This is a genomic window from Pontibacter aquaedesilientis, from assembly GCF_014773225.1.
GTDB classification, from domain to species: domain Bacteria; phylum Bacteroidota; class Bacteroidia; order Cytophagales; family Hymenobacteraceae; genus Pontibacter; species Pontibacter aquaedesilientis.
On record NZ_JACXAJ010000003.1, the window covers coordinates 63,230 to 88,724 of the forward strand.

Consider the following 25,495-nt stretch of genomic DNA (forward strand, 5'->3'; position numbering starts at 1 on the left):
ATGACTACGACTACCCGTCCGAAGCAAGAGAAGGTATACCTTAAAGTTATCTCTACCCTATGGCTGCTTTTCCTGAGTGGCCTGGCCGTTCTTATTCTCTACATTTATGCGGTAAGCATTAACTTCCTGAATCTATTCGGGGAGCTGCCCAACATGCGCACACTGGAGAACCCCAAAAGCTCGCTCTCCTCTGAGCTGTACTCTGCCGACAACCAAATGCTCGGAAAGTACTTCCGCGAAAATCGCTCGCCAATCGATTATGAGGACCTGCCCGAGAACTTTGTGCATGCCCTGATGGCCACTGAGGATATCCGTTTTGAAGAACACTCCGGCATAGACCCTGAGGCGATGGTGCGTGTGTTTGGCTCACTGATGATCGGCAGTTCCAAAGGCGGAGGTAGCACGATCACGCAACAGCTGGCCAAGAATCTGTTCCGGACCCGTGGCGAAGAACTTAACACCGGCTACCTGAATGATAAACCCGGCTTCCGCACGCTCATCCACAAAACGAAGGAGTGGATCATGGCTGTGAAACTGGAGCAATCCTACACCAAACGGGAAATCATAGTGATGTATCTTAATATATTTGAGTTCGGTAGCAATGCCTTTGGGGTGCAGTCAGCTGCAAAAACCTTTTTTGGCAAGAATGCCAGTGACTTGGAGGTACAGGAATCTGCTGTGCTGGTAGGGCTTTTCAAAAACCCGAACTTCTATAGCCCTAAATTCAACCCGGAGAACTCTAAACGCCGTCGCAATGTGGTCTTATCACAGATGGTCAAATATGATTTCCTCCCTGCCGAAGAGTACGAAAAGCTGAAAGACACTGACATTAAACTGAATTACCGCGTTGAGAATCAGAACATTGGCTTGGCCCCGTACTTCCGTACCGAAGCCAGTAAGTTTCTGCTGAAATGGTGCCGTGAAAATGGCTACGACCTTTACGCCGATGGTCTGAAGATCTACACAACCATTGATTCGCGCATGCAGCGTTATGCCGAGCAGGCGGTAGAGGAACACATGAAGGACCGCCAGAAAGAATTCTTCTCGCACTGGAAAGGACGCAACCCATGGATCGACCGTCAGGGCAAGGAGATTCCGAACTATCTGGAGTCGGCCATCAAACGTACCGATCGCTACCGCAGGCTGCATGCCCGCTTCGACGGCGACCAGGACTCTATCAATTATTACCTGAACAAGAAAATCCCGATGACCATCTTCACCTGGGATGGGGAAAAAGAGGTAGTGATGAGCCCGATGGACTCGCTTAAGCACTACAAGCACTTCCTGCAAACCGGCTTTATGGCAATGGAACCGCAAACAGGCCATATCAAAGCCTGGGTGGGCGGCATCAACTACAAGCACTTTAAGTACGACCACGTGAAGCAGGGTGCCCGCCAGCCGGGATCAACCTTCAAGCCGTTCCTGTACACAGCTGCTATCGAAAATGGCTACTACCCATGCTACGAAGTAATCGATACACAGGTATGCATCCCATTGTCTGATGGCACGATGTGGTGCCCGAACAACGCGGACAATAAGTTCTCCGGTGAGAAATTCACGCTTCGCAAAGCACTTGCTGAGTCCGTAAACTCTATCTCTGCCTTCCTGGTAAATAAGCTGGGAGCCGAAACGCTTGTAAAGACAGCGAAGCGCATGGGTATATCTACCCCGCTGGAAGCGAACCCTTCCCTTGCTCTGGGTGTGAACGATGTAACCTTGTATGACATGGTGGGAGCCTACGGTACGTTTGTAAACAACGGTACCTGGACAGAACCTAACTTCATTACCCGCATCGAGGATAAGCATGGAAATGTACTCGCAGAATTTGTTCCGAGGACTGTAGAATCGTTGAGTGAGGAAACTGCTTACATGATGGTGCACATGCTGAAAGCGGCTGCGGAACCGGGCGGCACGGCCTACTATGGCTTACGTCATCGCAACGGACTGAAGAACGAAATCGGTGGCAAGACGGGTACTACACAAAACTACTCCGACGCCTGGTTCATGGGTATCACACCCGATCTGGTTGCCGGCGCCTGGGTTGGCGGCGACGACCGCTCGATTCACTTTCGTACTATTGCGCTGGGTCAGGGTAACAAACTGGCCATGCCGATCTATGGAAGTTTTATGCAGAAGGTATATGCCGACAAGACGCTCGAGGTTTCAAAAGACCCATTCCCTAAACCTTCTACTCCTTTATCGGTAGAATTAGATTGTTCTAAGTATAACAACGGCATGCAGATAGATTCAACCCAGCGGGATGAGTTCTACCAGCTACCTACTAAAATTGACTTGGACGCTATCTAATGAAGAAGGAGAATGGCTGCAAACGAAAAGCTGCGAGAGAAAATATCACACCTGCCACACAAGCCCGGCATCTATAAATTCTTTGATGATAAGGGCATTATCTATGTAGGCAAAGCGATTGATATCAGGAAGCGGGTTAGCTCTTATTTCAATCGCTCTGCCCAGCATAATAAGAAAACACTAAAACTTATTTCGCAGATACAGGACATCGAGTTCACGATTGTGGACACCGAGGCAGATGCTTTCCTGCTGGAGAATAACCTGATCAAGCAGTATCAACCCAAGTACAACATTCTGTTGAAGGACGGGAAGACCTATCCTTACATCTGCATTGTAAATGAGCGCTTTCCCCGTGTCATCAGTACACGCAATAAGCTGAATGACGGGTCACGCTATTTCGGCCCTTACCCGAGCGGCACGGCCATGCATGTTATTCTGGACCTGATCAGGACGCTATACCCTTTACGTACCTGTACCTATAATCTTTCCCCTGACAACATAGCAGCCGGCAAGTTTAAGGTATGCCTGGAGTATCATATCGGCAACTGCAAAGGTCCTTGCGAAGATTTGGTGGATGAGACGACGTACAATCAGTACATAGCTCAAATCAGAAACATTCTGTCGGGCAACCTATCCATCGCCAAAACCTATTTTAAGGAGCGTATGGCTGCGGCTGCGGAGGAGTACCAATTTGAGCAAGCTCATCAATTCAAACAAAAGCTCGACATCCTGGATGATTACCAAGCCAAATCAACTGTTGTTAGCAATACGCTTTCCAATATCGATGTCTTCTCAATCACCTCGAATGAGAAATGCGCTTTTGTCAATTATCTGAAGGTGATGAATGGCTCTATCATTCAAACGCAGTCGCTTGAGCTGCATAAAAAGCTGGACGAGACGGACGAAGATCTGCTTGCCTCTGTAATTGTGCAGTTGCGTCATGAGTTTGAGAGCACTTCCCGCGAAATCATCACCAATATAGAGCTTACTTTACCACTCGATAACATCACCATAACGCAGCCGCAGATTGGTGACAAAAAAAAGCTGCTCAATCTCTCTTTAAAGAATGCGCTATACCTGCGCAAAGAGCGGGAAGGTCGTCAGGAGCAGAACAAGAGCTTAGGTGAGCAACGGGAGATCAGGGTTCTGGAAACGCTGAAGAAAGACCTCCGCCTGACAGAACTGCCACGGCAGATCGAGTGCTTCGATAACTCTAACTTTCAGGGAGATAACCCAGTGGCTTCTATGGTTTGTTTTAAAAATGGCAAACCCAGCAAAAAAGACTACCGACATTTCCACATTAAGACAGTAATTGGCCCCAATGACTTCGAATCCATGTATGAAGTCGTTACACGCCGCTACCGAAGATTGATCAATGAGAACCAGCCTCTTCCACAATTAATCGTGATCGATGGGGGCAAGGGGCAGCTTAGTTTCGCCGTGCAGGCTCTGAAAGACCTGGATTTGTGGGGCAAGATCGCCATTGTAGGTATAGCCAAACGCTTAGAGGAGATCTTTTACCCAGGCGACACGTTGCCGCTTTACATTGACAAGAAATCTGAGTCATTGAAACTGATTCAGCGAATACGCAATGAGGCACACCGTTTTGCCATTACGTTTCACCGTTCCAAGCGCGACGCCGGCACCCTGAAGACTGAACTGACGGACGTAAAAGGTATAGGCCCTACCACAGCAGATGCCTTGCTCAAGAAATTCAGGTCTGTGAAAAAACTCAGAGAATTGACACTCGCTGAACTTACTGCAGAGGTAGGTCAACGCAAGGCGACCATTCTATTTGAGCACTTACATGCCAGCACTTCTTCTGAATAGTTTTAGAGCCCGATGCGTAATGATTCTGTAAAGTCTATCATTTCAATATCTTCCTATACCTGCAAATAGCATCTCCTGGGTGGTTTTAATGGATAAGCGCCATCCAAACCAATTAGCCATTCCCGTAAAGTTATTTTCACAATGCATAAAAAAAGGAGACTCTCGCGAGTCTCCTTTTTTGTGTGTAACATTTGGAATATTAGTAGCTCCAAAGGCTGTATTCATACTCAATCAATGCTTCTAGTGCATCCTGAGCCGCTAACAGGCCTTTCTTACCACCACCATAGATATCGCCAAGGGCTCTGTCGCCAGGGTTTGATATTTTGGTGATGTAAGAGCTGAATAACCAAAGGTCAAAAGCATCTGCCAGGTTTTTGTGCTGCGCGTCGTTCTGCGCATTGTACCAAATGGCTACCTCTGGGTTGTTTCTGAACACCTTTACCAGGTCGCTCATCTTAAAGCTTCCTACTGTCTGCTCAAACCCAAGTGGGTTCAGTGTAGAAGGAACTTTAATACTGATTGTCTGGATGTCGTGGTACATGCGGGAACGCTTTTTATCGAACACCACATTTTCTTTCAACTCCAACAGGTATAGCTGCTTTGCAAAATATTCGTTGCTTACAGGGCCAGCTTCTTTAGTAGCGGTTTTGCCCAGGGCTGCACCCCAAGCATCGTCCTCTTCCTTCTGCTCACCGAAACCAGCAGCAAGTTCTTCTTCTGTCAAACCGCCGCCCATATCCTTGGCAGTCATGTTTTCCAAAAATTCTGCTTTAGTCAATGGCACATTTACCGAGTCAGTCTTGTAAGCCACCAACTCACCGCTTTTCACAGCGCTGATCAGGATCTTGGTGATCTCTCTGTTTTCAGAAAACATTGGCCTGTTTTGCTTTTCACGCAAATCTATTTTACGCCATACTGTCTTCTTAAACAGAACATCTGACTCCGGAATAGGTCTTGCTGATGGATTGCTAGACTGCGTGGTAGACACTTGCTGTGCCACTGCTCCGAATGAGAACAATATACCCGCTGCTACACCTACTGCTTTTATAAGTTTCATACTCTCTGTAAGCTTCTAATCTTTGTTAGTTAAGAGGTATTGTGAAGATACCATCGCCTGAGGCCGCAGCCGATACCGGGTTACCCTGGTAGTTCAAACGCTTTACTTCCAATACTTCTATTGTTACTCTATCGCCTTTGCCAGCTTTTGCGGCAAATCTGCTCAGGTCACCACTTGGGCTGCTGAACTCTGCCTGGTCAACTGGCTGCGAACCTCTCACCAGGAAAGCTCTCCACTTGGTTACTCTATAACGAGCTTCCTGTGGCAAAAATTGCTTGAAGCCTTCGTCAGCTACTGCCTGGATTTCTACCGCTCTGATAGACTGTGCAGGTATACCTCTCTTCTGATCTACTGGCTTGCCGTTCACTACCGTTACCAAAGATGGTCTCGGGATAGGACGAACCTTAAATGTTTCAGAGCCAAGTGCATTACCGCCGCTGCTTACGTTCAGTTTAACTTCAGTAGAATTAGGAATGATCGTTACCTGACCCTTTTTAGCGCCTTTAATGGCAGAACCACCAGTAGCGCTGAAACTTGGGTCATACACTGCACCTAATGCCGGCACCTGTACGTTCAACTCGTTCGCGCACTGGAAATAAAGTGCCTGAACTGAAGCCGACTGTACCTGGATTACTGGCTTAGCCACGATATACTCTTCCGTTACATCCAATACTTCCTGCTCACCGTTCTTGTCGATGATCACCTGACCTTTCCAGGTCTGCTTAGAATTACCGTCAGCGTCGTAGTTGGTGGCGGCTGCCGTAAATTCGATCTGGCCTTTACCGTCTACCACATTGATTGGCTTACCCTGGAATGTCATTCTAGGCGTGATGGCGTCAGATGAAGCAGCAATAAACATGTCTGCCTTATACTTCGTGCCAGCTGCAACCGTTTTAGACTCGGCACGTGCCATCGCGAAGATTTTCTCGAACTTGATAATGTCAGCACCTACTTTCTGAGCCAGGTTCTGCAGGGCATCCGCTTCGTACTTCAGTACTTCAGCTTCTTTCTGAGAAAGCGTTGCCAATGCTGCCACTACTGGCGTAGCTTCGAAGTTCAGCTGAGCAAAGTCCTTGTTACGCTGCTCACGGTCTTTGCTTGCGATAGGATCATCTTTTCCATCTCTTGCTAAGCTCTCTGGCATGTTCTCATTGTACTTGCGCATGAACTTGGCATAGTTGTTCAGTTTTTCCTTCAGTTCATAAGCGGCGCCGTTGTTTTTGTTGGCAGCACCGATCATGTTGATGGCCACGATATCTTCTGCGCTTGGGTTCGCATAGTGTCCTTCTTCGTTTGTACCACCTGATTTCTCAACCAGCATAGTGCGAAGGCCACGGATATAGTTTACAAGTTCTGAAGTCTCCTTTCTCACAGCTTCAGCTTCAGACAGGACATTTTTATCCTTTGCTCTGTTACCGCCTTCGCTGACCTTGGACTTGATGTTGGATACTACTCCTGCGTTATCTACTATCGTTTTATCGTTTACCTCTTTAAGACTTTCGTCGAGAAACTGAAACTTTAATAGAATAGCGGAGCTCACTTGTAGGGCGAGAAGCGCGGTCAGTACCAAGTACATCATACCGATCATCTTCTGCCGTGGTGTCTCTTTTCCTCCAGCCATTTTATACTTAGATTACTGTTGTTTTCTTGTTGATTTAGGAAATGTGTCGGAATTAACCTTTCATCGCTGTCAGCATGTTACCGTACACTGTATTCAGTGAGTGTAGGTTATGCGTCAGTTTAGAAACTTCCTGCTTGAACTGCTCTGTGTCTTTGCTGGCGTCGGTCAGGTTTTCCATGGCCATGCTTAGGTTACCGTAGAACTTGTTCATCGCTTTCAGGTGATTGTTGGCATCCTGAAGCTCCATTTCATAAACAGCATTCAAAGCACCTAAGTTTCTTGTCATGCTCTGTACCTGCTGGTGGTACTGCTGTGCATCCACAGTAGAACCGGCCATTTGGGCAAGTGCATCCGCTGTTGTAGAGTAAGCCTGCGTGATACGCTCCAGCTGATCGCCGGCTGCTCTTACTCGTACGCTGTAGTCATTTGTTGCGGCTGTAGCCTGGCTCAAGTCAGCCATCTGAGCAGTAGTCTCGCTCAGTCTGTTCAGGCCAAGGCCTAGAGTGTTAATGGTCTCCGGCGTGATGTCCGCGTCACGCAGCATATCATCAAGCTTCTTGGTAACTGACGCACCGCCAGTTGCTGTAGCAGGTATAAGTGCTTCACCAGCATAATCATCGGCCAACTGTGGGTATACTCTTGCCCAATCCGGATCATGTGGTTGCGGCTGGAATGCACTCAACGCGAAAATAAGAGCTTCTGTACCCAAGCCTATGATGAGCATCAAGTCCGCTCCATCCCAGTGCTGAATTTTAAACAACGCTCCAATAATAACGACGGCGGCACCAAGACCATACACTTTGGGCATCAACACGTCGTACAAGAAACTGCGACCTCTAGCTTTGCTCATTTTGTTTTCAAAAATTAAATGTGAACGATTGGGTATTATTTGTGAATGTTAATTTGTAAGCGACTTCTACTGACTATCTGAACTCTCTTCCTGAAGATCTTCCCAGGTAAATCATGGCATTACGGAAGCCAATATATGATCTGGCCGAGTCCTGATATTCAAAGTTACGGGTGCCTGTTTCAAGGAAATATGCAATATCTTTCCAAGAGCCACCTCTTACTACTTTACGAGGCTCATTGTCATCATAATAAACCGGGTTCAAGTCCCATGTGATCGGAACGGTAGCATCAGCGTAGGCATCCTCAGTCCATTCTGCCACGTTACCAGCCATATCATACAGGCCAAAGTCGTTCGGGAAAAACTGGGCTACCGGTGCGGTGTAAGTAAAGCCATCGCTGTAGTAGTCGCCACGGCCCGGCTTGAAGTTAGCCAGTAAACAGCCTTTGGCGTTGCGCAGGTATGGGCCACCCCAAGGGTATACCGCCATGTCGCGGCCACCTCTTGCTGCATATTCCCATTCCGCCTCAGAAGGCAGGCGGAACTTAGGCATTGGGGCCATTCCGTTATCCGCATTCGCCTGATTTTTGTGTTTCGTTCTCCAATCAGAGAAATACTTGGCCGCAAACCAGTTAACACCAACTACCGGGTACTCGTCAAACGCCGGATGAGAGAAATAATATTCCATCAGCGGATCGCCCATGTGATAAGTAAAGTCGCGCACCCATACCGTCGTATCAGGGTATAACTGCGTCATTACAAAGTCTTCACCAAGTACGTCGATGGAGTCATTCACCATCACCTCAATGAACTGACGATACTCGTTGTTCGTAATCTCGGTTTCGTCCATATAGAAGCCGCCTATTGTCACCTGCTTGTTCAGGTTAGCCATAGTGGCTGCAATATCCTGGTCGGCCTGGCCCATGTGGAAGGTACCGCCCGGGCAGGCTACCATACCGTAAGGCACAGCTTGTGGATTGTAATCTGGACGGTCTTCTGCGCCGACAAGATCACCTTGCGGCCCTCTCCTCAATCCACAGCTCGCAAGCAGTACCACCGCCAAAGCGAAGGAAGACAGCTTTAATAGTTTGTTCATGATGACGTTGGAAAAAAGTAAATTTTTAAGCAATGTTTACTACACAGTTTAATGCACACTTTTACTGGTGTAGCAAATATATTGAGATTTAGAAATAAAACAAAAACAATTAAATAAGACAACTATTTATAATTTTCCAACGGTACAATACAAAGAATATTATACCACAGAAGCCTTAAATTTCAAATGTATTTTTTCAAGAATACAGCTTTTCCCTGATAAATACAAAAGCAATAAAAATTATTTAGTGAAGTTGTAGCGAGGTGTTCGCACGGGAGGGCGGAACCTTACAATAGGCTCCGGCAATCTATAGGAAACCATTACCTCATGGGAGGTGGGAGCTTTCGCATCCCTGTTGAATGTGGTGAAATCAAACGCATATCCTATCCGCAACGCATTTTCCTGTAACAACGCTATACCTACTAGCGCACTAACAGCTTCCTGATGCCGATAATTCACACCGCCCCAATATTTTTCATCAAATGTCACACGGGCGCCCGCATCGAATGAAAATGTTTCGGTGTCATGCTTTAGAAGGACTGTAGGTGTTGCCACCAGTTGGTTTGTAACAGCCAGATTGTACCCTGCTGTAGCATACATATGGTTTTCGCCTATCACACGGCCACTTCCTGTGTTATCTACATCAATAAATTCATAGGAAGACCGGAGTAAGTTGGTGATGCCGCCGCCTGCATAGAACAGTTCTGACTCGTACCAAAGACCTGCCCCAAGGTCGTACTTCGTATCGGAGTTATTGAAAGGCACACTGGGGTCGCCCTCGTCTATGGCCCGGTAGCTGCCCTTGCGAATATTGTTAATGTTTCCCTGCAGGCCGATCCCTAGTTTGCCCTCTCCCAGGTTGAGGTGAAAGGAGTAATTTATGGCGGCCTGCTGTATGCGCGTGTTGGCAATCTGGTCCTGCACCAAATTGATCCCCAGTCCTCCCTTCAAGAATCTTACCGGCGTGTGGGCACTCAGTAGAAGCGTTTTGGGAGAACCTCCATCGTCAAAGCTAGCCTCATAGTTTAGCCATTGATACCTATATATAGAAAGCACCTCAGGCCGGTTGGTTATACCTGCGTAAGCAGGGCTTATATACATGCCATTAAACCCATAATGGGTAAACTGAGGCTGCTGCTGTGCCCAGGAGGTCAGATGACAAACAAACAGCAACAAGATGGCAGGTATAATCTTTTTCATAGGCTGTTGCGACTAGGCAAGAAAGCAAAAGACCGTTTATAGTCAGAGTTGAACCAAATATATATATTAAACACTAAAACGCAAAAGCAAGCAGATGGTTGATTCTACTTGCCTTTGCGTTTCAGTGTTTTCCAACCAAAGCTTATTTTAAGCGATCGCTTATTTTTTCTGGGCCAGCTTCTGGTTCTGGATGTATACCTCTATGGCTCCCGTCATGGATGGCGCGTTTGGCATTGGGGCCTCGATGTCCAACTCCAGGTCTGCGTCGCGCACTGCCTTGGCCGTAGTTGGTCCAAAAGCCGCTATCCGGGTATTTTTTTGCTTGAACTCCGGGAAGTTGATGAAAAGCGAGCTGATGCCCGAGGGGCTGAAGAACGCTATGCAGTCATAGGTTACGTCATCCAGGTCAGACAGGTCGGCTGCAACAGTCTTGTATATAACAGCCTCTGTGTGCTTGATCTTGTTCGAAGCCAGGAAACCCGGAATGTCGTCTTTGCGGATGTTGGAGCAAGGGTACAGGAACTTCTCGTTCTTGTGCTTCTTGATCACCTCAAAAAGATCCTTCGCTGTTTTCTCGCCCACAAACAACTTGCGCTTGCGCAGGGTGATGTATTTCTGGAGGTAATAGGCCGTCTGGTCCGAAATACAGAAGTACTTCATGTCAGCGGGCATCTCAATTTTGCTTTCCTGGCAGATTCTGAAGAAATGATCTACCGCATTGCGGCTGGTAAAGATCACGGCTGTGTGCGAGAGGATATCCACTTTGTCTTTGCGGAACTCTTTGTACGACACCGGCTCCACTTCGATAAACGCCCTGAAATCAACTTTGATACCATACTTCTCCGCTATTGACAGATAAGGGGAGTTATCAGTAGTTGGCTGTGGTTGTGTTACAAGAATACTTTTGATCGGAATGCTATGCCTTTCAGGGTTTGCCCAAGCCTTTTCTTTACTTTCAGCCATATAATGGTGGTCTGTTATTTTTATGTAACCTGCCTTGCCCGCCAGGTATGCCGATTTGTGTTTTTAAAAGTTGAACACGATAAATTTCAGCATAATCGCCAGCGGAATCACTTCTGTGGCGCAAAGGTAAGAAAATAAATGCAAATTTATCACAGATGTCTTCTTATTTACTGTGGCAAAGACCCTAATGATGGTGATTACCAGCACTAAGAACACCGCCAGGCTGGAGACGGTGAGTATCGTATCGGGCACCAGGTTGTTCAGCGCCAGGTATAGCAACATCACCACAGGCAGAAACAAGCCCAAAAACAACAGAGAACGCAGAAATTCACCGAATTGCAACTTCACAATCTGCTCCAGGCCAAAGATAAAGCCCATCACTTTCAGGAAAAGGTACTTTAGCAGGATAACCGCAAATATCAGAAAAGTGTAGAATAGTATTTTGGTCGTAATGTCGGCCTCTGAGACCGGGAAGAGGCGGTTAAAGAGGCGCACATGCTGCACGTTGGTATGGATAGCGGCGATGAGCAACGCAAGCGACAGCGAAAAGGCCAGAATGAACAGCACACTGGACCAAGTGCTAAGCGGCTTGGTCAGGACGCTTTCCTCGGGCGACTTGGTCTGCAGAAACGACCTCATACCAAACACACCCTGAAAATCTGACGGAAAATTGGTTTTAAGCGCCCCATAAATCAGCCCGATCAGAAGCATGAAGACTATAAAGGCGTTCTGGTTTACGTACTCCCGCAGCCTGATCGAAAAACTGCCTGCCTTCTCCTGCTCCGAGGTGCCAACCACCCGCACCCGGTTCCGAAAGGTGAGCACATTGGGCTGCTCGGACGGATGCCAGACAGAGAGCAGGTAACGGCCATTCACTGGTTTAATTTGCCGGCTATAGGTTGCCAAGTCCAGGGTATACGCAGACGCAGAGTCTGCCACAAAGATCAACTGGTTATTCAGAAACAGACACAGTTCCTTTTTGGCCGTGAAATCGATCAAAAATGGCTGTGTCGGGGCAACGGAAACCCACTGATGCACGGCGGCATAGCCTGTGTGCATACTGGCCACATAAGGCGTGAGATCACCGGAACCGGCATCGTATACCTGCCAGTCAGCGCTGATAGTGTTTTTCTGCTCGAGAGGCAGCACCTGCGCCTGCAGTGGCAGAGCCAACACCAATAGCAGCAAAAACAGCCCTAAACTATACCTTGTGCGATGTACTGAAAACACGTTCGGGAAGAGATAAAAGGTCTATACCTTACGAATGCAGCACGCCCTGCATTTGCAGCATGCTGATCTCGATCAGGTGGTCCTCGGTGATGGAATCGGGCACGAAAACAAAGCGCTTATCATAGATTTTGCCGTCTATGTAGTAACTCACCCAGTACTCGTTGTTCAGTTTGAATACCGACGGGTCGATCACCTCTACCTGCACATAACTTTTGGGCTCCACTCGTTCAAACATGTGGCGCAGCACCGATGTCTTTACCTCCTCGTCTTTGATAATGCCGTACCCTTTGGACGTAACAAACACATTATCCAATGGCACATTATTGTTGTTGATCAGGTATACGTTCCAGGTACGCTCTTCCGGAATATCGCCTGTAGCGGCTATCGCCACGGCCACACCTTCTACCGGGGTGAAATCAATATCTTTTTTCATTTACTCTTTTGTGATAGTCGCCTCGAAAAGCCCGGCCAGATGCATCAGCAGTTTTTCTTCCACCTCCGCCATCGGCAATTCGCGGCCCAGTTCTTTGGCCAGTGAGGTTACCTGTTTGTCGGTGATGCCGCATGGCACAATGTTGTTAAAATAATCTAAGTCGGTGTTGATGTTGAAGGCAAAGCCGTGCATGGTCACCCAGCGGCTGCACTTCACGCCCATCGCACAGATCTTGCGCGGGTTTTTCTGTTCCACATGGTCGAGCCACACGCCTGTCAGACCTGCTATGCGGCCAGCCTCTATACCATAGTCTTTCAGAGTGAGGATAATGGCCTCCTCCAGCAAGCGCAGGTACTTGTGTATGTCAGTGAAAAAGTGGTCCAGATCCAAAATAGGGTAGCCCACGATCTGACCCGGGCCGTGGTAAGTAATATCGCCGCCGCGGTTAATCTTGTAGAACGTGGCTCCCTTCGCCTCCAGTCCTGCCTCGTTGATGAGCAAATTCGTCTCGTGTCCGCTCTTGCCCAAGGTATACACATGCGGGTGTGAGCAAAACAACAGGTAATTCGGGGTCGTCTGCTGTGCTTCCGGGTCCGCGTTGCGGTTGGCGGCCTTCATATCCAGAATACCCGTAAAGAGCTTATCCTGGTAGTCCCACGCTTCCTTGTAGTCGATCAGCCCCAGGTGCTCAAACTTTATCGTTTTGTTCTGTACCACGTTGTTTCTTTTTTAAAGGACACAAGTATCAAGACTTAAGACACAAGACTTTTTTATACCTCCCATTGTCAAAGCCATTGTTCGATCAACACAGTTTGGTCCGATTTCTAAGGTATAGCAGAGTTAAGCAACCCGCCTTCACTTAATTTTCATCAAAGATACGGCTGTTAGGGGGCATACGCAAACTGGTTGCTACACCAGTGGGCTATACCTTGAAGAGAAAACCCCGAATGGTGCTTTTTAGTTTAAGGCAATGAAAGCCAGCTTATGACGACTCCCCAGGCACCACATCTTTCCACCGGTTTCAATGGCGAAGACCTCGCCACCGACCACCTGCGCGAAAAAGGCTACCGCATTGTGCAGCGCAACCTGCGCATGGGAAAAGGCGAGATTGACATTATTGCCCGAAAAGACGATTTACTGGTGTTCGTGGAAGTGAAGACCCGAACCAATGATGACTTCGGCTATCCGGAAGAGTTTGTGAGCCGCAGCAAACAGCGCATGATCCTCAACGCGGCCGACGCCTATATCCTGAAATCGGGCTGGCAGGAGGATATCCGGTTTGACATTATCGCCATCACCATGACAAAACCGCCGGAGATCTTCCACATCGAAGACGCCTTTCATTAACGGGCTGAGGCCCGCTTGTCCAGCTTGTCCTTTTCGTAGATGAGGGTGCCGTGGCGGTCGTACTGCTTCACCAGATAGGGCTCTGCTGCTGGTTCGTAAGGCGTTTTAGGGTACTGGTACTCATACTGGCGACGGGCTCTGAAATCAAAGTGCTTCACCCAAATCCCCACTTTGCGGCCTTTCTGATACTGCCCGGTCCATTCCAGCTGCCCATTCTCGTAGAAGCGGTAGTACGTGCCCTGCACCTCGCCGTAGGCATAAGGTATCACCTCTTTTATCTTTTTGGTGCCTTCGTAATAGGTTACTACCGCGTCGCGCAAAAAGCCTTTCTCGAAATGCTCTTTGGATAACAAAATGCCGTTGCGGTTGTAGCGTTCCCAACGCAGGTGCTTCGTCCCGACATAGAAGTAACCCTCTTCCACCACTTCACCGCCTTGCTCTTTTTTGTAAGGACCATGCAGGACTTTGTGCTGATCGGGATCCACCTCATTTCGGGTTTTGTAGAGCTTGCGCTTTTTGGTGTCGTAGTAATATTTTTCAGGGGCGTAAGGGTCCGGTTCTTGGTGCTCTACCAGGTAGCTAAAGGTCTCTACTACTTCACGGTCGCCGCGGCCACCGGACTTCACAAAGCCACGGGCTACTCTTTCGCCCATGAAATAGCGCTTATTGGCTTTTTTTTTGCGTTTTTTCTGATGTTTCTCTTCTACTTCCTCTAAGCCTTTACCCGTCTCCATCGATGGCTTGGCGGTATCGGCAAGGGCTACTGCATCGTCTTTGGCGCTTTGCTTCAGGGCGGCACGGCTCAGGTTGTAGTCGCTGTTATAGGCAGAGGGTTTGCAGCCTGTAAGCCCCACGACCAACAATAACCCAAGCCAGGCAAGAGGAAGAAAGTGCTTCATGATATTAGTTAGAATCAATGCCCTACAGATAGGCATAGGTATAAAGCTTTTTTAAGCAACGTAAATATGCGGATAAATCATATACCTGCCAACCCGCCAATGAGTTTAGCCCTTATAACTTTTCGTCGAGCTGCTTAGTTCACAGGGTAAGCCGCCACAAAACAAAAAGCGGCACCCAACTGGGCACCGCTTTTATCCTGTTAAGTGTAATTATGAAAAGGTAATGCTATTCTTTGTCGATCAGGTCTACGCTGCGCTTCACGAAGGCGGTTAGGGCAGAGCCAGAGAGCATGTTCTGCGACAGCAACGCCAGATCAAAGGCCTGACGGGCGATGCGCTCTTTGTTGTCATCTTTGGCCTTGAGGATGCGCTGGTTGATGCTATGGTTAGCGTTGATGGTCACATTATAGGTATCCGGCATATTGCCCATGAACATCATACCGCCGCCACCAGCCTTGCTCATGTCTTTCATGCGGCGCATAAACTCCGGCAGCGTGATAATCACCGGGGCATCGTCAGGCGACATCGGGGCTACTTCCACCTTCATGTTCTGGTTGTTGATGGCTGTCTCGTAAATCTTCTTCAGGTCTTCCTTCTCGGTATCGTTCAGTACGCTTTCCTTGGTTTCATCTTTCTCGACCAACTTATCAATCGTCTCAGAATCCACGCGCTTCAGGGTGGTTTTCTCGAGCTTCTGCTCCAGCATACCGATAAAGTGACTGTCAATTACGGAGTCGAGCTTGAGCACGTCGTAGGCGCGGTTTTGGGCGGCCTCCACAAAGGAGTGCTGCTTGTCGGCATCCGAGGTATACAACAGCACCAACTGGCCGTTCTTATCGGTTTGGTTCGCCTGTGCCTGCGTCTTATACTCTTCCAAGGTATAGTACTTGCCCTCGGTGTTCTGCAAAAGCACAAAGTCTTTGGCCTTTTCGTAGAACTTGTCGTCGCTCAACATGCCGTATTTCACAAACACATTGATATCTTCCCAACTGGTCTCGAAAGCCGTACGGTCCTTTTTGAAGATCTCGTTCAGCTTGTCGGCTACCTTTTTGGTGATATAGGTGTTGATCTTCTTCACGCTGGAGTCAGCCTGCAGGAACGAGCGGCTTACGTTCAGCGGAATGTCCGGCGAGTCGATCACACCGTGCAGCAGCATCAGGAACTCCGGCACCACGTCCTTCACCTCGTCGGTAATGAACACCTGGCGGGAGTAGAGCTGAATCTTGTTGCGCTGTATCTCGAAATCGTTTTTGAGCTTCGGGAAGTAGAGTATGCCGGTCAGATTGAAAGGGTAGTCCACGTTCAGGTGAATCCAGAACAACGGGGCCTCTGAGAATGGGTATAGCTCTTTGTAGAAGTTTTTGTAGTCCTCGTCCGTCAGTTCAGATGGCTGCTTCGTCCAGATCGGATTCGGGTTGTTAATGATCTCGCCCTCAAACTCAACCGGAATTGGCAGGAACTTGCAGTACTTGTCCAGAATGGTACGGATGCGGGCCGTCTCCAGGAATTCCTCTGAATCAGAAGCCACATTCAGGATCACGTTTGTGCCGCGGTCTTCTTTATGGGCAGGGGCAATGGCAAATTCGGTACTGCCGTCGCAGGTCCAGTGCGCCGATTCGGTTTCGTCTTTATAAGATTTGGTTACGATCTCCACACGGTCGGCCACCATAAAAGCAGAGTAGAAGCCCAAACCGAACTGACCGATGATCTGGTTCTGCTCCCCGGCATCCTTGTAGCGCTCCACAAACTCGGCGGCACCCGAAAAAGCAATCTGGTTGATATATTTCTTGATCTCCTCGGCTGTCATACCGATACCGTTGTCCGAAATAGTGATGGTGCGGGCGTCTTTGTCCACTTTTACCACTACTTTCAGCTCGCCCAGGTCACCTTTGTACTCACCGATAGATGACAGGCGCTTCATTTTCTGGGTGGCGTCCACAGCATTACTCACCAGCTCACGCAGAAAAATCTCGTGGTCGGAGTAAAGGAACTTCTTTATGATCGGGAAAATGTTTTCGGTGTGAATCGAAATGTTACCTCTTTCTTCCATGTGCTATACCTTTAAAATCTATATTTTAATAAGTGATGTCTTCTTAATCGATGTATTCAAAAAGGACAGGAGCCTTCCTGCCCAATCGCTTTCAAATCCTGTTCCACAGGTATAGAACAGCCCGGATTGTGACAGGTTGTCAGAAAACATCCGCTATACCTTCCGCGTTAAGTCTTACATAGGTATAAAACTTGTTGTTTTGGCATGAATCCTCCAGGTATCTCGCTCAGTGATGTGCAACTAGACCGCCGGATTGTTTGTTTGCTCATGCAACCATGTTAAAAAAACGATTATCTTTGTTTTGACTGACTGACTATAGGTGCACCGTTTCACGACATATATCGCCCTTTTTCTGCTGCTGCTGTTCACGCGTGCTATGGTGCCGGACCAGCTGTTGCTCAGCCTGCACAGCCATGCCCACACCGAGCATAGCCACTTAGCAGGCGACCAAAACAAGGCGCAAGTCGATAAGAAGCACAGTCACTGTCCGGTCGAAGATCTGTTTGGGGCGCCTTACCATGGCGTAACCGAAGTCTATACCTTCCCTGAGCTTTCTATTTTGCCGGAGCACACCGCCCGGTATACCGCTTACCAGGCATTTGACGCCCATGCACGCCTTGCGCTGCGCGGCCCGCCTGCCGTAGTTTAATCCCCTATCCTTTAAAATCAGCTTCGCATACCCGTTTCAAATTAATGGCTTAGTATGCTGTACGCTGGTTTCCCGTTATTTTTTGTTGACTAGGGTAAGCCCGAACACCTGCATTTGCGCTTTTTGCAGACAGGGTGTGCAGTGCTTCTCCTACCTTATACCTACACTGTGTTCAAATCCATTTTTTTAAACACGCTGCTGTCGTGGCTACTGCTGTTAGTGGTCGGCCCGGTTCTGGCGCAGGGGCCACTGTTCACAAACGGCGACGGGCCAGAGCAGGACTGCGGCCTGACACTTTCGGGCAAGGTGCTGGACCACGATACCCGTGAGCCGCTCATCGGCGCGACGATCTACATAGAGGAGTTACAGCGGGCCACTCTATCCGATGAGTACGGCAACTACCACTTCCACCACCTTTGCCGGGGCAGCTATACCTTAAAACTAACCTACATCGGGTACGTTCCGGAGCAACCATCTCTCAGAATGGCCTCGTCTACGGTGCGCAACCTGACGTTGCACCTCGACACCAGGCAACTTAGCGAGGTGGAGATCACAGGCAACCGCCTGGCCGAAGAGGCACAGTCTACCGGCTCGCTGACCGGCCGCCAACTGGAGTCGACACGCGGCCTATCGCTGGGTGAGTCGCTTAAGAACATCTCAGGCATGTCGACCATACAGACTGGGCCGACCATCTCCAAACCCGTTATTCACGGTTTGCATAGCAATCGGATTCTGTTGCTCAACAATGGCGTGCGTCACGAAGGACAGCAGTGGGGCTCTGAACATGCCCCGGAGATCGACCCGTTTGTAGCCTCCGAGCTGAAAGTAGTGAAAGGGGCCGCCGGCGTACGCTACGGTGCTGACGCCATTGGCGGTGTGGTGATCGTGGAGCCAAGCGCTCTACCCGACTCGGCTGGCGTGGGCGGCGAACTGAACCTGCTGGGCTCGACTAATAACCGGCAAGGAGGGGTGTCAGCGACTGTGGAGGGAAAGGCGACGAGGTTATCGGCTTGGAGCTGGCGGCTGCAGGGCACGGCCAAGCGTGCAGGAAATGCCAGAACAGCGGACTATTTTATGCAGAATACAGGCCTTCAGGAGTTGAATTTTTCGGGAGCACTTGGGTATAAGAAAGAGAATTTCGGTGCGGAGGCGTTTTATAGTCAATTCAACACGAAACTGGGCATCCTGAAAGCGTCGCACATTGGCAACCTGACCGACTTGGAAAACGCCATCGGGCGCGAGCGGCCGGAACAAACCAGTTACGATTTCACTTACGCCATCGAGCGGCCCTACCAGGATGTGACTCATCATCTGCTCAAGACCAAAGTCTTTTGGGATACCGGCAGTGCCGGCAAGCTGGAATTTGTGTACGGCTTGCAGCGCAACATTCGGGAGGAGTATGATGCCCACCGCGCCTCCGGTTCGAACCCGGAACTGACCTTGGACATTACCACGCACACCACCGAGACGGTATGGGAGCACACACCAGCGGGCAACTTCTCGGGTTCGGCAGGTATAACAACCCTTTACCAGAACAATACCTACCAGGGGCGGTATTTCATTCCGTTCTTCCGCAATTTCACGGCAGGGACTTTTGTCACCGAAAAGTGGCGTAAGGACAAACTGCAACTGGAGGGTGGCGTGCGGTACGACTACAAGAAGCTCAGCATCACGAAGCGGGAGCGCAACTCCGACATTATTCGGCCAGAGTACCAGTTCCATAACGTTTCTGGCACTTTGGGCGCTCTGTACGACGTAGGTTATCACCTGACTTTTGGACTGAGCGCTACTTCGGCCTGGCGGGCTCCGGGAGCCAATGAGCTTTTCAGCGACGGGGTGCACCATGGCTCAGCCAGTTACGAACGTGGCAACCGTGACCTGAACTCGGAACAGGCTTACAACTTCGAGGGGTCAGTAACTTACTATGCCAACCCGCGCCTGAACGGAAAGCTGAGCGTGTACAACAACTTCATCAACGAATACATCTACCTGGCGCCGGTGCAGCCACCCACGCTCACCATCCGCGGGGCTTTCCCAACGTTTGAGTACAAGCAGGCCGACGCCGTTTTCAGGGGAGTAGACCTGGACCTGGAGTATAAATTCACCCAACAGCTATACCTGGAGTCACGCACTTCAATTGTCAGAGCCACCAACCTGAATCTCGATGACCACCTTGTGGGTGTGCCTGCCGACAGGTATAGCAACATGCTTCGTTACGAGCCGCTTGCGGCCCTGGGCAAACTAACGGATTCCTATCTGGCGCTGGGCGGCACTTACGTGGCCAAACAGACCCGTGTCCCGACCAAAACTGAACAGGATTACATGGATCCGCCTGCGGGTTACTTCCTGCTGAACCTGGAAGCCGGCACCACGTTGCGCATCGGCAACCAGCCGGTAGAGTTAGGCATTACCGGTAGCAACTTACTCAACACGTCGTATCGCGACTACCTGAACCGCTTCCGGTACTTCACTGATGACATGGGTCGCATGCTGCTGTTCCGCGTGAAACTTCCGCTGGATTTCAGCACACGCTAGGCCCAGTTCATCTTTATCAAATTGAAGCTTAAACCATTATTTAGCAAACCTCTATAAGACCATTTAATCATGAGCAAAATATTCAGACTGCCCCTAACTTTTATACTGATCGCCGCTTTAGTGTCATTCACCTCATGCGACGATCACGATGATGAACCACACGATGAGGAAGGAGAACTCATTACAACCGTGACACTCACAATGACGCCACAGGGCGGCGGTACCCCCATTACGGCTACCTACAGAGACCTGGACGGCGATGGCGGCAACGCTCCGGTGATGACACCAGCCATTGTGGTGCTGAAGGCTGGCGTTACCTACACAACCACCATTCGGGTGCTTGACGAGGCGAATAACGAAGACCTGACAGCAGAGATCAAGCAAGAAGGCCATGAGCACGAGTTTTTCTTCGTGCCTTCTCCGGCCACTTTGATGACTGTTACAAAAACTGACAAAGATCGCAACAACCGCCCTGTTGGATTGGAAAACACGCTTCAGACATCATCCACGGCGCAATCAGGTTCTCTTCGTGTGGTACTAAAGCACCAGCCAGGCGGTCTTAAAACAAACAACAGCACCATCAGCACCGGCGAGACGGATGCCGATGTGACTTATGCCATCAGGCTAGAGTAGTTTTATTGCGCACACTGCTCCTAAAGGGGATATCTGTTGATATCCCCTTTACTTTTTGAATTGTTGCAAGGGGGGTAGCAACTCCGAGAGCCACTTATATAGCCGGACTCAATTGCGCTGAATTAGGAAGACATCAGGTTTTCGGGTTGGAAATCAGACGTTGCATCCGAATTCCCGTAAATCTTCACCGGAATTTCACCGGAGCGTATTATTTATATATATTTATTGCTTATACCATTTTTCTCCAAGACCCTATTAGACTTACTCATATGAAAAAGCTGTTAAGACCGTATTTAGCCTTCTTGCTGATGGGAGCCCTGCTCACAACAACTGCCTGCGGCGATGACGATGGTCCGGGTCCGGATGAAGAAGGCGAGGTAATCACCACAGTGATGCTGTCGCTTGTACCAGAGGGCAAAGGCCAGAACGCAACGGCCACGATCAGTACGTTGAGTGGCTCGCCTGTGCAAAATGGCCCCCTGACTTTGAAGGCCAACACGGTGTATAACGCGACCATCACCTTGGCTGACGACAGCAAAACACCTTCTGTCAACGTTACCAACGAAATCAAACAGAAGACAAATGAGCATTTGTTTGTGTATACCTTCACACCGGAATCGGGCAGCAATGCCTCAGTGGGCGTCGAAATAAAGGACAGAGATGCCAACAACCGCCCTGTAGGCTTGGAAACAACCATCAACACGGGCCCGAACACAGGTGCCGGCAAACTACGGGTTATCCTCAAGCACCAACCGGGCGGGATTAAAACCGGCACCAATACCACAGCCGGTGAGACCGACGTGGATGTGAGTTTTAATGTGATTGTAAACTAAGTTCGCCATCATCGTCAAAAAGACAAAAGACCGCCTTCGTGTTTCCGAAGGCGGTCTTTCGCTTTTCATTCTTATCTGTTTAACGTTTAGCCTGCTGCCCCAGTAACATTTCGATGGTCTTACCGATGCGGTTGGCTCTGGTTTCGGGGCGTTTTGCCTCCATTATGGCCAGCACATGCTCCTTGCGGTGTGTAAAGGCCAGTTTCTCAAAAGTTTCCAATAAGCCAACTGCCTCCAGGGCCTCCATCAAATCATCTGGTATTTCCACGGTACGGGCTTCACGGTCTATACCTGGCATATCGACCCCAAATTTAGACGGCCCTTTCCTTTCGGACATGTGTCTAAAACGGAGGGAAGACCATGTTTCATCAATGGCCACCTGCCGAACACCTTCGTAACCGAGCTCGAATACCACTTCCCAGCCTTTGTCACGCGTTAAATCCGACTTTACTTGTGAGCTTTTTTTAGGGTATGCGATCCAAAGCAGCCCATCCGTTTTCAACGCCATCACAACAAGCGGAATGTACTCGTTGAGCTCACCGCTGTCTTTCACAAAAAGCTGCACCGCATCGTAAGTTGTCCCGCTTTCAGGCATCGAACTCGTCTCGGTAACATGGCACCCTTCGGCCTGTAGCGTTTCGGCAAAGTTTTGCGGCGCATTCAGCGCCAGTATGTGATATCCTGGTTTCAGTTGCAGCTTCTTGCTTAGGCTTTGCATGTCGTTCGGTATAGAATCTCTTTGCCTCTAATCTAAAAGAAATGTTTTAAAAACGAGTATTCACCCTCACTTACTTTTGTGATGATATTCAAAATACTATATTTAATGCTGTCATTCACTGAACCTTATGCCGACCCTTCAATCATCTTCCAAAAAACATTACCTGCTTAACGCTTCTGTAATTGTAGCGGCTCTGGGCTATTTTGTGGATATATACGACCTGGTGCTGTTCAGCATTGTGCGCATACCCAGTCTGCAGTCGTTGGGCGTTACCGACCCGACAGCCTTGCTCGAAGAAGGCGTGCTGCTGCTAAACATGCAAATGGCCGGTATGCTACTTGGAGGGATAGCCTGGGGTGTGCTGGGCGATAAGCGGGGACGGCTTTCGGTTTTGTTCGGCTCAATTTTCCTTTATTCCATCGCCAACATCCTCAATGGCTTTGTAACTACCATACCCATGTATGCCGTGCTCCGCTTTGTGGCGGGCGTGGGACTGGCCGGTGAGTTGGGCGCTGGCATTACGCTGGTGTCGGAGGTGTTGCCGAAGGAGAAGCGCGGCTATGGCACGATGGTGGTCGCCACGATTGGTATATCCGGAGCCATACTGGCAGGTATAGTGGGTGAGTACTTTGGCTGGCGAACGGCTTATTTTATTGGCGGCGGACTGGGCATGCTGTTGCTTTTGCTGCGGGTGGGGGTATATGAGTCGGGTATGTTCAACGACCTGAAGCAGACCAATGTGACACGGGGCAACTTTCTCTCGCTTTTTACCAACAGCAAACGCTTCTGGAAGTACCTCAAGTGCATTCTTATAGGAGTACCGATCTGGTATGTGGTGGGTATTCTGATTACCTTCTCGCCGGAGTTCGGGCTGGCACTCGGCGTCACCGACACCGTATCGGCAGCCAGGGCTGTCTCATTCTGTTACCTCGGTTTGGTTTTCGGCGACTTTGCCAGCGGTTTCCTGAGTCAGCGCTTTAAGAGCAGGCGCAGCATTGTGCTGGCCTTCCTGCTGCTCACCGGTATTTTTGTTGGGGTATACCTGCTGGGGCGCAACTTCAGTTTAACGGCCTTCTATACCTTATGCGTGGCCCTTGGCTTTGCGGGCGGCTACTGGGCCGTGTTCGTGACGATAGCAGCCGAGCAGTTTGGCACCAACATACGCGCCACGGTTACTACCACTGTTCCCAACTTTGTGCGTGGCGCCGTAGTGCCACTTACACTTACCTTTAGCGCTCTCAAAGATGGGGTTGGCCTGGTGCCCGGTGCCTTGCTACTGGGTATTTTGTGCATGGCTATTGCCATTATTTCTATCCTGACGCTGGACGAAACATACGGCAAAGACCTTAATTATATGGAGCCTTTGTAGCCCTCCTGGAAACATTGCAACCCCAAAATATACAGTTTGGTTAATACATGGCCTAAGTTATTTAAAATCAAAAACTTAAATCAGCAATTATAATTACACCGCCAACAACTAAAATGCACTAAGGCTAGTATAAATAGTATATATCAACTATAATATACTATAGCCTATGCAAAAATTCTTTACTCTTGAAACTTCCGATTTATCCCTTTGGGTCGTCTTGACTGCACTGCTACTTGTTTCCTGCTCACCTAAGGTAGAGCACAAGGCAGAAAACCTAACTTCCTCCCCGCAGGCCACTACAGCACCATCTGTTGGAGCCATTACCGTCGCGGCGATGGATGAGCCCGTAGAGGAGGCATACTTCGACCTGATTGCCAAAACCTCTGCCTGCCTGGGTGAAGACCTGTGGATAGGCGGCAAGGTGGAGAGCACCAACAAGGTAGCGCTCAGCAAAGCAGGAGCCATCACAAAGCAGAAGGTATACGAGGTGAAAGACCTGACTGCCACCGGCCTCAACACCAACAGCTACTATACCTTGCGCGATAGCGCCGGCACACTCAAGGCCATAGCGAATGAAGAAGGCGTATTGCAGATACAGCTGCAGGAGGGGTCACTTAAGCTATTGCCAAGAACAGGCCAGGGCGCTATTCTGGTTGCCTACCAGGCCCCGTCGGCCGGTACACAGGCTAAGAGCCGGGAAGGCAGCTGGCATTGCCAGTAATGCTGATCCTATTACAAACGGTTGAGCAACCATCAACTGGGGAGGCTTTCTGTATGCAGGAGCAGGTATAGCCTGGGTCTGCAAACACCTGCCCCCATAATTTTTAGGCCGCTATACCTGACTTAAGCCTGCCAATTTCGTAATTTTGGGTATGATTATCTACAACGTAACGATCAACATCGACAACAGTGTGGCCGAAGAGTGGCTGAACTGGATGAAGAGCACCCACATCCCGGAAGTGATGGCCACTGGCTTTTTCCTGAACAACCAGATAGCCCGCCTCCTGAACGAAGAGGACAATGGCGGCACCACCTACGCCGTGCAGTATACCTGCCGCAGCCTCGAAGACTTGGAGGAATACCAGCGCGAGCACGCCCCGGAACTGCAGGCCAAAGTACTGCAGCGCTATCCGGAGAAGTTTGTGGCGTTCCGGTCGCTGCTCGAGATAGTGGGCAAAGACGTGGAGCGGGACTAAGCGTAAAAACAGTTTCAATAGACAGGCCCGCGCTATACCTTAGCACGGGCCTGTCTCTTGAATACTACAGCCTGATCAGGTATAAACTTATACCTTAATCGGCACTGTAGGCTTTGATTTGCTCTTCGGTCATGTTACAGTTGATCCACTCGCCATCCAGATTTGCCCCAATTTTGTTGTAGAAACCGATAGCTGGCTCGTTCCAGTCGAGCACCTGCCATTTCATACGCTTGGCACCAATTTCCTTGGCTTCGCGGGCAACGGCATTGAACAGCATTTTGCCGATGCCACTGCGGCGTAGGCGCTCGGTCACAATGAGGTCCTCCAAAAAAAGCATCTTGCCTTTCCACGTGGAATAGGCGATATAATACAAGGCTATACCTACAATCCCCTCTTCGGTCTCGGCCACGAAGAACCTGAAAATCGGATTCTCACCGAATCCATCCCAGCGCATATCCTCTACCGTGTTGGTTACTTCATCGGGCGCCTTTTCGTATACCGCCAATTCTTTAATCAAATCGTGTACCTGCGGCAGGTCGTCTATGGTTCCTTTTCTGATGTTGATCATTTTATTGTTGATTGCTAATTGTTGAATGGTTAAATGGTTTGGAGCACGCTTCGAACAGGTTACCCCTTGCACGATTCGGACTGGTCGCGACCTGTCCCTACGAAGACACCAACT

General features: G+C 49.4%; 23 protein-coding genes. 10 read left to right on the plus strand and 13 right to left on the minus strand.

Annotated features, from left to right (window positions below; genetic code table 11):
- Both H9Q13_RS08775 and uvrC read left to right on the plus strand, forming a co-directional pair.
- Positions 1–2,307: a penicillin-binding protein 1A gene (locus H9Q13_RS08775; protein WP_191183424.1), complete on the plus strand. Its 2,307-nt coding sequence runs from the start codon at positions 1–3 to the stop codon at positions 2,305–2,307.
- Between the two features lie 12 nt (positions 2,308–2,319).
- Positions 2,320–4,137 (plus strand): excinuclease ABC subunit UvrC, encoded by a 1,818-nt coding sequence (gene uvrC, locus H9Q13_RS08780; protein ID WP_191183425.1) that lies wholly within the window; start codon positions 2,320–2,322, stop codon positions 4,135–4,137.
- 199 nt (positions 4,138–4,336) lie between these two features.
- On the opposite strand, the gene porN is transcribed toward uvrC, so the two are convergent.
- The 9 genes from porN to lipB form a co-directional block, all read right to left on the minus strand.
- Positions 4,337–5,194, minus strand: a complete 858-nt coding sequence (porN, locus tag H9Q13_RS08785) for a type IX secretion system ring subunit PorN/GldN (protein WP_191183426.1) — start codon at positions 5,192–5,194, stop codon at positions 4,337–4,339.
- Between the two features lie 25 nt (positions 5,195–5,219).
- Entirely contained in the window at positions 5,220–6,815 is a 1,596-nt protein-coding gene (gene porM / locus H9Q13_RS08790) for a type IX secretion system motor protein PorM/GldM (protein ID WP_191183427.1), read from the minus strand.
- Positions 6,816–6,867: 52 nt separating this feature from the next.
- On the minus strand, positions 6,868–7,665 hold the full coding sequence (gene porL, locus H9Q13_RS08795; RefSeq protein ID WP_191183428.1) for a type IX secretion system motor protein PorL/GldL: 798 nt from the start codon (positions 7,663–7,665) through the stop codon (positions 6,868–6,870).
- 73 nt (positions 7,666–7,738) lie between these two features.
- Positions 7,739–8,758, minus strand: a complete 1,020-nt coding sequence (porK, locus tag H9Q13_RS08800) for a T9SS ring complex lipoprotein PorK/GldK (RefSeq protein ID WP_191183429.1) — start codon at positions 8,756–8,758, stop codon at positions 7,739–7,741.
- A gap of 240 nt (positions 8,759–8,998) precedes the next feature.
- Positions 8,999–9,958: a PorP/SprF family type IX secretion system membrane protein gene (locus tag H9Q13_RS08805; protein ID WP_191183430.1), complete on the minus strand. Its 960-nt coding sequence runs from the start codon at positions 9,956–9,958 to the stop codon at positions 8,999–9,001.
- 159 nt (positions 9,959–10,117) lie between these two features.
- The gene (locus H9Q13_RS08810) at positions 10,118–10,921 is read right to left on the minus strand and encodes a uroporphyrinogen-III synthase (protein WP_191183431.1); all 804 of its coding nucleotides are present in this window, start codon (positions 10,919–10,921) and stop codon (positions 10,118–10,120) included.
- 63 nt (positions 10,922–10,984) lie between these two features.
- Positions 10,985–12,151, minus strand: a complete 1,167-nt coding sequence (locus H9Q13_RS08815) for a DUF4271 domain-containing protein (protein WP_317173887.1) — start codon at positions 12,149–12,151, stop codon at positions 10,985–10,987.
- 28 nt (positions 12,152–12,179) lie between these two features.
- A complete protein-coding gene (locus H9Q13_RS08820; RefSeq protein WP_191183432.1) occupies positions 12,180–12,584 on the minus strand; it encodes a hypothetical protein in 405 nt (134 codons plus the stop codon).
- On the minus strand, positions 12,585–13,301 hold the full coding sequence (gene lipB / locus H9Q13_RS08825) for a lipoyl(octanoyl) transferase LipB (protein ID WP_191183433.1): 717 nt from the start codon (positions 13,299–13,301) through the stop codon (positions 12,585–12,587).
- A 267-nt stretch (positions 13,302–13,568) separates the two neighbouring features.
- Here lipB and H9Q13_RS08830 point away from each other — a divergent pair, with 267 nt between their 5' ends.
- Entirely contained in the window at positions 13,569–13,931 is a 363-nt protein-coding gene (locus tag H9Q13_RS08830; RefSeq protein ID WP_191183434.1) for a YraN family protein, read from the plus strand.
- On the opposite strand, the gene H9Q13_RS08835 is transcribed toward H9Q13_RS08830, so the two are convergent.
- Both H9Q13_RS08835 and htpG read right to left on the minus strand, forming a co-directional pair.
- Complete coding sequence (locus H9Q13_RS08835) at positions 13,928–14,830, minus strand: toxin-antitoxin system YwqK family antitoxin (RefSeq protein WP_191183435.1); 903 nt, start codon at positions 14,828–14,830, stop codon at positions 13,928–13,930. The genes H9Q13_RS08830 and H9Q13_RS08835 overlap by 4 nt on opposite strands.
- Positions 14,831–15,056: 226 nt before the next feature.
- On the minus strand, positions 15,057–16,880 hold the full coding sequence (gene htpG / locus H9Q13_RS08840) for a molecular chaperone HtpG (RefSeq protein WP_191183436.1): 1,824 nt from the start codon (positions 16,878–16,880) through the stop codon (positions 15,057–15,059).
- Positions 16,881–17,199: 319 nt separating this feature from the next.
- Here htpG and H9Q13_RS08845 point away from each other — a divergent pair, with 319 nt between their 5' ends.
- From H9Q13_RS08845 to H9Q13_RS08860, 4 genes are all read left to right on the plus strand, one after another.
- Positions 17,200–17,529, plus strand: coding sequence for a hypothetical protein (locus tag H9Q13_RS08845; RefSeq protein ID WP_191183437.1), 330 nt, complete (start codon positions 17,200–17,202; stop codon positions 17,527–17,529).
- 168 nt (positions 17,530–17,697) lie between these two features.
- On the plus strand, positions 17,698–20,064 hold the full coding sequence (locus H9Q13_RS08850) for a TonB-dependent receptor (RefSeq protein WP_191183438.1): 2,367 nt from the start codon (positions 17,698–17,700) through the stop codon (positions 20,062–20,064).
- 69 nt (positions 20,065–20,133) lie between these two features.
- Positions 20,134–20,697 carry a hypothetical protein gene (locus tag H9Q13_RS08855; RefSeq protein WP_191183439.1) on the plus strand — a complete coding sequence of 188 codons (564 nt, stop codon included), beginning with the start codon at positions 20,134–20,136 and terminating at the stop codon, positions 20,695–20,697.
- A gap of 269 nt (positions 20,698–20,966) precedes the next feature.
- A complete protein-coding gene (locus H9Q13_RS08860; protein ID WP_191183440.1) occupies positions 20,967–21,530 on the plus strand; it encodes a hypothetical protein in 564 nt (187 codons plus the stop codon).
- A gap of 79 nt (positions 21,531–21,609) precedes the next feature.
- Here H9Q13_RS08860 and H9Q13_RS08865 read toward each other — a convergent pair whose 3' ends face one another.
- Positions 21,610–22,248: a YdeI/OmpD-associated family protein gene (locus H9Q13_RS08865; protein ID WP_191183441.1), complete on the minus strand. Its 639-nt coding sequence runs from the start codon at positions 22,246–22,248 to the stop codon at positions 21,610–21,612.
- Between the two features lie 127 nt (positions 22,249–22,375).
- Between H9Q13_RS08865 and H9Q13_RS08870 the strand changes: the two genes are divergently transcribed.
- The 3 genes from H9Q13_RS08870 to H9Q13_RS08880 all read left to right on the plus strand — a co-directional run bounded on the left by H9Q13_RS08870 (position 22,376) and on the right by H9Q13_RS08880 (position 24,813).
- Positions 22,376–23,617 carry an MFS transporter gene (locus tag H9Q13_RS08870; RefSeq protein WP_191183442.1) on the plus strand — a complete coding sequence of 414 codons (1,242 nt, stop codon included), beginning with the start codon at positions 22,376–22,378 and terminating at the stop codon, positions 23,615–23,617.
- A gap of 166 nt (positions 23,618–23,783) precedes the next feature.
- On the plus strand, positions 23,784–24,338 hold the full coding sequence (locus tag H9Q13_RS08875) for a hypothetical protein (RefSeq protein WP_191183443.1): 555 nt from the start codon (positions 23,784–23,786) through the stop codon (positions 24,336–24,338).
- A gap of 151 nt (positions 24,339–24,489) precedes the next feature.
- Positions 24,490–24,813, plus strand: coding sequence for a DUF4286 family protein (locus H9Q13_RS08880; protein WP_191183444.1), 324 nt, complete (start codon positions 24,490–24,492; stop codon positions 24,811–24,813).
- A gap of 94 nt (positions 24,814–24,907) precedes the next feature.
- On the opposite strand, the gene H9Q13_RS08885 is transcribed toward H9Q13_RS08880, so the two are convergent.
- Positions 24,908–25,381 (minus strand): GNAT family N-acetyltransferase, encoded by a 474-nt coding sequence (locus tag H9Q13_RS08885; protein ID WP_191183445.1) that lies wholly within the window; start codon positions 25,379–25,381, stop codon positions 24,908–24,910.
- Positions 25,382–25,495: the final 114 nt, after the last annotated feature.

Bases quoted from the DNA above. Each gene is read 5' to 3' on its own strand.
- H9Q13_RS08775 (WP_191183424.1), top strand. From the start codon at position 1: ATGACTACGACTACCCGTCCGAAGCAAGAGAAGGTATACCTTAAAGTT.
- uvrC (WP_191183425.1), top strand. From the start codon at position 2,320: ATGGCTGCAAACGAAAAGCTGCGAGAGAAAATATCACACCTGCCACAC.
- porN (WP_191183426.1), bottom strand. From the start codon at position 5,194: ATGAAACTTATAAAAGCAGTAGGTGTAGCAGCGGGTATATTGTTCTCA.
- porM (WP_191183427.1), bottom strand. From the start codon at position 6,815: ATGGCTGGAGGAAAAGAGACACCACGGCAGAAGATGATCGGTATGATG.
- porL (WP_191183428.1), bottom strand. From the start codon at position 7,665: ATGAGCAAAGCTAGAGGTCGCAGTTTCTTGTACGACGTGTTGATGCCC.
- porK (WP_191183429.1), bottom strand. From the start codon at position 8,758: ATGAACAAACTATTAAAGCTGTCTTCCTTCGCTTTGGCGGTGGTACTG.
- H9Q13_RS08805 (WP_191183430.1), bottom strand. From the start codon at position 9,958: ATGAAAAAGATTATACCTGCCATCTTGTTGCTGTTTGTTTGTCATCTG.
- H9Q13_RS08810 (WP_191183431.1), bottom strand. From the start codon at position 10,921: ATGGCTGAAAGTAAAGAAAAGGCTTGGGCAAACCCTGAAAGGCATAGC.
- H9Q13_RS08820 (WP_191183432.1), bottom strand. From the start codon at position 12,584: ATGAAAAAAGATATTGATTTCACCCCGGTAGAAGGTGTGGCCGTGGCG.
- H9Q13_RS08830 (WP_191183434.1), top strand. From the start codon at position 13,569: ATGACGACTCCCCAGGCACCACATCTTTCCACCGGTTTCAATGGCGAA.
- H9Q13_RS08835 (WP_191183435.1), bottom strand. From the start codon at position 14,830: ATGAAGCACTTTCTTCCTCTTGCCTGGCTTGGGTTATTGTTGGTCGTG.
- htpG (WP_191183436.1), bottom strand. From the start codon at position 16,880: ATGGAAGAAAGAGGTAACATTTCGATTCACACCGAAAACATTTTCCCG.
- H9Q13_RS08855 (WP_191183439.1), top strand. From the start codon at position 20,134: ATGAGCAAAATATTCAGACTGCCCCTAACTTTTATACTGATCGCCGCT.
- H9Q13_RS08860 (WP_191183440.1), top strand. From the start codon at position 20,967: ATGAAAAAGCTGTTAAGACCGTATTTAGCCTTCTTGCTGATGGGAGCC.
- H9Q13_RS08865 (WP_191183441.1), bottom strand. From the start codon at position 22,248: ATGCAAAGCCTAAGCAAGAAGCTGCAACTGAAACCAGGATATCACATA.
- H9Q13_RS08870 (WP_191183442.1), top strand. From the start codon at position 22,376: ATGCCGACCCTTCAATCATCTTCCAAAAAACATTACCTGCTTAACGCT.
- H9Q13_RS08875 (WP_191183443.1), top strand. From the start codon at position 23,784: ATGCAAAAATTCTTTACTCTTGAAACTTCCGATTTATCCCTTTGGGTC.
- H9Q13_RS08880 (WP_191183444.1), top strand. From the start codon at position 24,490: ATGATTATCTACAACGTAACGATCAACATCGACAACAGTGTGGCCGAA.
- H9Q13_RS08885 (WP_191183445.1), bottom strand. From the start codon at position 25,381: ATGATCAACATCAGAAAAGGAACCATAGACGACCTGCCGCAGGTACAC.